5 protein-coding genes are annotated in these 5,086 nt (G+C 39.1%); all 5 read right to left on the bottom strand.

Annotated features, from left to right (window positions below):
* Positions 1-122 precede the first annotated feature (122 nt).
* Complete coding sequence (locus tag B9T20_RS10145; protein WP_158520546.1) at positions 123-275, bottom strand: hypothetical protein; 153 nt, start codon at positions 273-275, stop codon at positions 123-125.
* A gap of 27 nt (positions 276-302) precedes the next feature.
* Positions 303-1,286 (bottom strand): toxin-antitoxin system YwqK family antitoxin, encoded by a 984-nt coding sequence (locus tag B9T20_RS10050; protein ID WP_008315648.1) that lies wholly within the window; start codon positions 1,284-1,286, stop codon positions 303-305.
* A gap of 30 nt (positions 1,287-1,316) precedes the next feature.
* Positions 1,317-2,750 (bottom strand): HlyD family type I secretion periplasmic adaptor subunit, encoded by a 1,434-nt coding sequence (locus B9T20_RS10045; protein ID WP_008315649.1) that lies wholly within the window; start codon positions 2,748-2,750, stop codon positions 1,317-1,319.
* A gap of 12 nt (positions 2,751-2,762) precedes the next feature.
* Positions 2,763-4,904 carry a type I secretion system permease/ATPase gene (locus B9T20_RS10040; RefSeq protein WP_018122655.1) on the bottom strand — a complete coding sequence of 714 codons (2,142 nt, stop codon included), beginning with the start codon at positions 4,902-4,904 and terminating at the stop codon, positions 2,763-2,765.
* Positions 4,905-4,998: 94 nt separating this feature from the next.
* Positions 4,999-5,086 (bottom strand): integrase core domain-containing protein (locus B9T20_RS10095; protein ID WP_148138449.1); only part of this gene is annotated, 88 nt, incomplete at its 5' end.

The raw sequence follows: 5,086 nt of genomic DNA, 5'->3' as shown, positions 1-5,086 counted from the left end.
TTTAAAATTGCCATGATTTGGCTATCAGTAAATTTAGATGTTTTCATTAAGAATCTCCTAACTTATTTAAATTAATATTAAGCGAAAATTCTACTTTTGAATCCTATTATTTTTAGGGGGGATTACCTATCTTTATACAACCCCATAAGGTCTATAGATAAAGAAAGAATGGCAAACATTCTATCATCCTCTGAAATGCCATTTAATTTTGCCCAGTCATTTAAAGCACCTTTTGAGCCCAAGGCTAACTGCATTAATTCTTGATATGAATTCATCTTATATTACCTTTTTTAATTTATAAATTATATTTGATCAAAATCTTTAAGCGGAGGGACTTTCTGGCACTTCACATCAGGTCTATAATTAACAGCTTCACGACTATGTTGCTCCCTATTGTTTTGCAAAAAAGCTTTACGAATTAGCACGCCATTTTCATCCCATTGTTGACACCAACCATTGGCATATCCAAAATCATCGAAGAGAATTTCGGCATATTTTCGACCAGATTCATACCAATAAGTTGCAATCCCCTGTATTAATCGATCTTTATAATTGGCTTCAAAATATTTTTTACCCGATTTGTACCAATAAGTTGTCTTCTGTTGCTTAGCCTGATACCTATCTTCAAAATACTTGTACTGGGGCTCTCCTGATGGATAATATCCAATAACAACAGTTAAATCTAAATCTGGATCAAAAAATGTTTCATATTTAAGAGTCCCATCTTCACGCCAAGATTTTCTGTACTCTTTTTCAAGTAACCGACTGTTTTTATATGACTCTTCACGCTTATTACCATTGATATACCACTGAGTATTGTGCTCTCCAAACGATCGATTTTCATCAGTGCGATCATATTGAGAAATTGAACTAATTGTATGTTGTGAATTGTCAAAATAATTTTTTCTCTCACCCACTAAAAAGCCATTTCTGTAGGAAGCTTCACTTGAAATTAAACCATTTTTATACCAGAGAATATATTTTCCTTCTTTTCTCCCTTCAAGAAGTACATACTCCTCTTTTTTCTCACCAGTATCATAATGCGTTACAATCTTTTCAACTTTACCTTCGCCTTTAGCAATGCGTTCTAACCGAGCCTCTTCTTCTAATTTACGATTAATGGCATCTTGTCTATTTTCTTCTATCATTTTTCGAATACTTTGATTACGCTCTTGCAATAAACGAGCATATTCACGTTTTTGATAATCTTGATACTGCGAATATCCAAAATATCCACCACCTAACACAGTGATAATTGCTAATCCTATTAAACTTTTCTTCAACATATATTCTTCCTTTCAGTTTTAATTTTATTTCTATAATTCACGCATACTCTCACCCACCTTCGTTTGAAGTGGGCTCAAGAAATAATCTATTACTCGGCGTTCTCTGATCTTAATCTCAGCCGTCACATTCATGCCTGCTGTGAGCGGTATTTTCTTTTCATTAATCATTAAAAAGTCTTTATCCAGTTTAATAATCGCTTGGTACACCAATCCATAATCTTGATGCTCGATTGCATCAAAGCTGATGCTTTTCACTCTACCTGTAATATAGCCATATCGAGTATATGGGAAGCTTTCCACTTTGATCACAACCTCTTGGTTATGTTCAATAAAGCCAATATCTTTATTGGGCACTAATGCTTCCACTTCCATAAAGTCACCTTCAGGCACAATCACCATCAACTCTTCACCATGGGAAACCACACCACCTTCTGTATGAATATTCAGCTGTTGCACTGTGCCATTGGCTGGCGCTTTAATGTGAGCTTGATCCATGCGGTGCTTTGCTCGTTGGCTATCTGCTAGATATTGAGGAACCAGCTCTTGAGCTTCTCGCAAGCCGTTTAATATCTCTTGTTTGAGTTGGTATTCAGTGTATTGACGCTCTTTCTCTAACTGAATTTTCCCTTCATTGATCTCAATGAGCCGGCTCTCTTGCGAAACCAATTCATGTTTAGCATTGATATGATCTTGTCTCTTTTGGTTATATTGATGTTTAGAGACACCTTTACTCTTATTATTGCTGAGCTTTTCATAGTCCTGTAGCTCTTCTTCGATGAGTTCAATGTTTTGTGTGAGCTTTTCCACTTGGGCATTGGTGGTACGATACTCTGCATCTTTCTGACGAATGGCTGAACCATAACGATCATCTTGAGATTGCCACAGCTGATACTGGTTTTGTACCAATTGCTCAGCCTGTTTGAGTTCATCGATTGTGATGCGTTCTGTGGCTTCTTCTGTGATGAGTGGCATTTCTTGATTTTGCAGTGCTTTAATCAAAGCTTCAGAGCGGTATTTTAAAAGCGTTGCCGCTTCTAATGATTGCTCTGCTTTTTCATAATCTTGATCCGCACCTAAGAAATCTAACGTGACTAAAGGGTCATCTTTTTTAACCTCATCACCATTCTTCACATAGATTTTAACAATCCCACCATCTTCTAGGCTTTTGATGGCTTTACTGCGCCCGCTTAATACGGTTTTACCTTGCGCAGTTGCCACAACCTCCATATGACCTAAGATGGCCCATAGAAGAGTGATGACAAAAAAGAGCATGATCAATCGTGCAGCCCATTTAGGTGCATTGGATAAAGGGGTTTCCACCAACTCTAATTGAGCAGGTAGAAATGCACGTTCATCCTCATCACGTTTTGGTGGATCTAATTGTTCTCTGATATTCCAAACGGCTTTCCAAATCTCTTTGTAACGTTTGAACATGGCACCTAAGCCTTCTTTCCATAATCCCATGGTTTAATCTCCTTAGCCATTCTGTAACTGGTGGAGATAGGCGTAGTAACCGTTCTCTTTTTTCAATAAGTCATCGTGTTTACCTTCTTCCACAATGACACCTTTATCCATCGCAATGATTCTAGTTGCCATCCGCACTGTGGATAGGCGATGGGCAATGATCAATACTGTACGACCACGGCAGATATCTTTCATATTCTTCATGATGGCATGTTCAGATTCATAATCTAAAGCACTCGTTGCTTCATCAAAGATTAATATTCTAGGATTGCCAATCAATGCACGAGCAATGGCGATGCGTTGTCTTTGACCACCTGACAGTGTGGAACCATGTTCGCCTACCATGGTGTCATAGCCTTCTGGGAGTTCCATGATAAAGTCATGAGCACCTGCCAATTTAGCAGCAGCCATCACACGTTCTAATGTCATACCAGGATCAGAGAGTGCAATATTATCTTTGACGGATCGATTGAATAATAAGTTCTCTTGCAGCACTACACCAATCTGACGGCGCAGCCATGCAGGATCAGCCAAAGATAGATCATTGCCATCAATGAGCACTCGCCCTCGCTCAGGGACATAAAGCCGTTGGACTAATTTGGTTAATGTACTTTTACCTGAACCTGATCGACCTACGATGCCGATGATCTCACCTGCTTGAATGGTAAGGTTAGTATTTTTTAAAATTTCAGGGCCATCGGGACGATAGCGGAACACGATATTTTCAAAAGTGATGTCACCTTTAATGGGTGGCAATGCCAACTGGCTTTTAGGATTTTCTGTCGGAGTATTTAAAATATCCCCTAAGCGAGCAACCGAGATACCTACTTGCTGAAAGTCCTGCCATAGCTGAGCTAATCTTACAATCGGTGCTGCCACTTGCCCTGCGAGCATATTAAAGGCAATCAATTGACCCACTGTCATTTCACCTTTAATAACAAGTTGAGCCCCTAACCATAGTGTCATCACAGAGACAATCTTTTGAATCAGTTGCACACCTTGTTGACCAATGGTGGCTAAACGCGTAACACGAAAGCTTGAGTGAACATAAGCAGCTAACTGTTTATCCCACTGTGTGGTTGCTTGTGGTTCAACTGCCATCGCTTTAATGGTGCCGACACCACTGACTGATTCCACCAAAAATGATTGGTTATGAGCACTCTTTTGGAATTTATCATGTAAACGCGCACGAAGAACTGGGCTGATGAAAGCAGACCAAATTGCATAACAAGGTAATGAAGCCAAAACCACCATCGTTAACCAAACGCTGTAATAAAGCATCACAGCAATGAATATGAATGAGAACAATAAGTCCAATAAAGAAGTTAAGGCCTGCCCTGTTAAGAAGTTACGGATCTGTTCTAACTCACGAATACGGGCAACAGTTTCACCCACACGGCGTGATTCAAAATAAGAGATGGGCAAAGCCAACATATGTCTGAATAGTCGAGCACCCAATTCAACATCAATACGGCTTGTGGTATGGGCAAAGATATAGGTTCTTAAACCATTCAACACCACATCAAACAATGTAATGACAACTAAGCCAATGACAATGACATCTAAAGTAGTTAAACCACGATGTACTAATACTTTATCCATCACCACTTGGAAAAAGAGTGGCGTCACTAAAGCAAATAACTGTACAAATACAGAAATTAATAGAACTTCACCTAAAATTTTACGGTATTTAATGACAGCAGGAATAAACCATGTGAAATCAAACTTACGGAGTTCGCCTAAAATAGAGGCACGAGAAGCCACAACAATGATGCGACCTTCATAACAAACATCAAACTCCTCACGGGATAACATCTGAGGCTTGCCTGTTCTTAAATCATGAATCAATACTTGTTCATCATCTACCCGGGCAATGATGAAGTGTTCACCATCTTCTCGCCATGCTAACGCTGGGAGCGCTGCTAAGTGTAAGCGACTGTTGAGTTGTTTAATGCATTTTGCTTTAAGTTCGAGGTGTTTAGCCGCTAACAACCATTGCGATTGTGTGAGCCCTTTACCTTCAACATCATACTGATGGCTAATATCTTCTGCATTAACAGCAATGCCATGAAAACCTGCCAATAAAACCAATCCTCGTAATGCCAAATCAATGGGTTGATCTGACAGTGAATCCTCTACTTCTGATACTGACATATTTATTATACTTCCGATTTATATTGAAAAATTTAATAGAATAATGGTCTTTTACGGTAATCCTCCCATAAATAACCGAAGTTAAAAGTAGAGGTTAAGCAGCCATTAAAGGTGGTCGTCCTTGATTAGCTTGGTGTGGCCTTTCATGATTATAATGCCAAAGCCATTGAGTTGCATAATCT

Origin of the sequence: Wohlfahrtiimonas sp. G9077 (genome assembly GCF_002252155.1) — a bacterium.
Classification (GTDB): domain Bacteria; phylum Pseudomonadota; class Gammaproteobacteria; order Cardiobacteriales; family Wohlfahrtiimonadaceae; genus Wohlfahrtiimonas.
This window is presented reverse-complemented; position numbering and strand designations above follow the sequence as displayed.

Excerpts from the sequence above, each read along its gene's own strand:
- B9T20_RS10145 (WP_158520546.1), bottom strand. The coding sequence starts at position 275 with ATGAATTCATATCAAGAATTAATGCAGTTAGCCTTGGGCTCAAAAGGT.
- B9T20_RS10050 (WP_008315648.1), bottom strand. The coding sequence starts at position 1,286 with ATGTTGAAGAAAAGTTTAATAGGATTAGCAATTATCACTGTGTTAGGT.
- B9T20_RS10040 (WP_018122655.1), bottom strand. The coding sequence starts at position 4,904 with ATGTCAGTATCAGAAGTAGAGGATTCACTGTCAGATCAACCCATTGAT.
- B9T20_RS10045 (WP_008315649.1), bottom strand. The coding sequence starts at position 2,750 with ATGGGATTATGGAAAGAAGGCTTAGGTGCCATGTTCAAACGTTACAAA.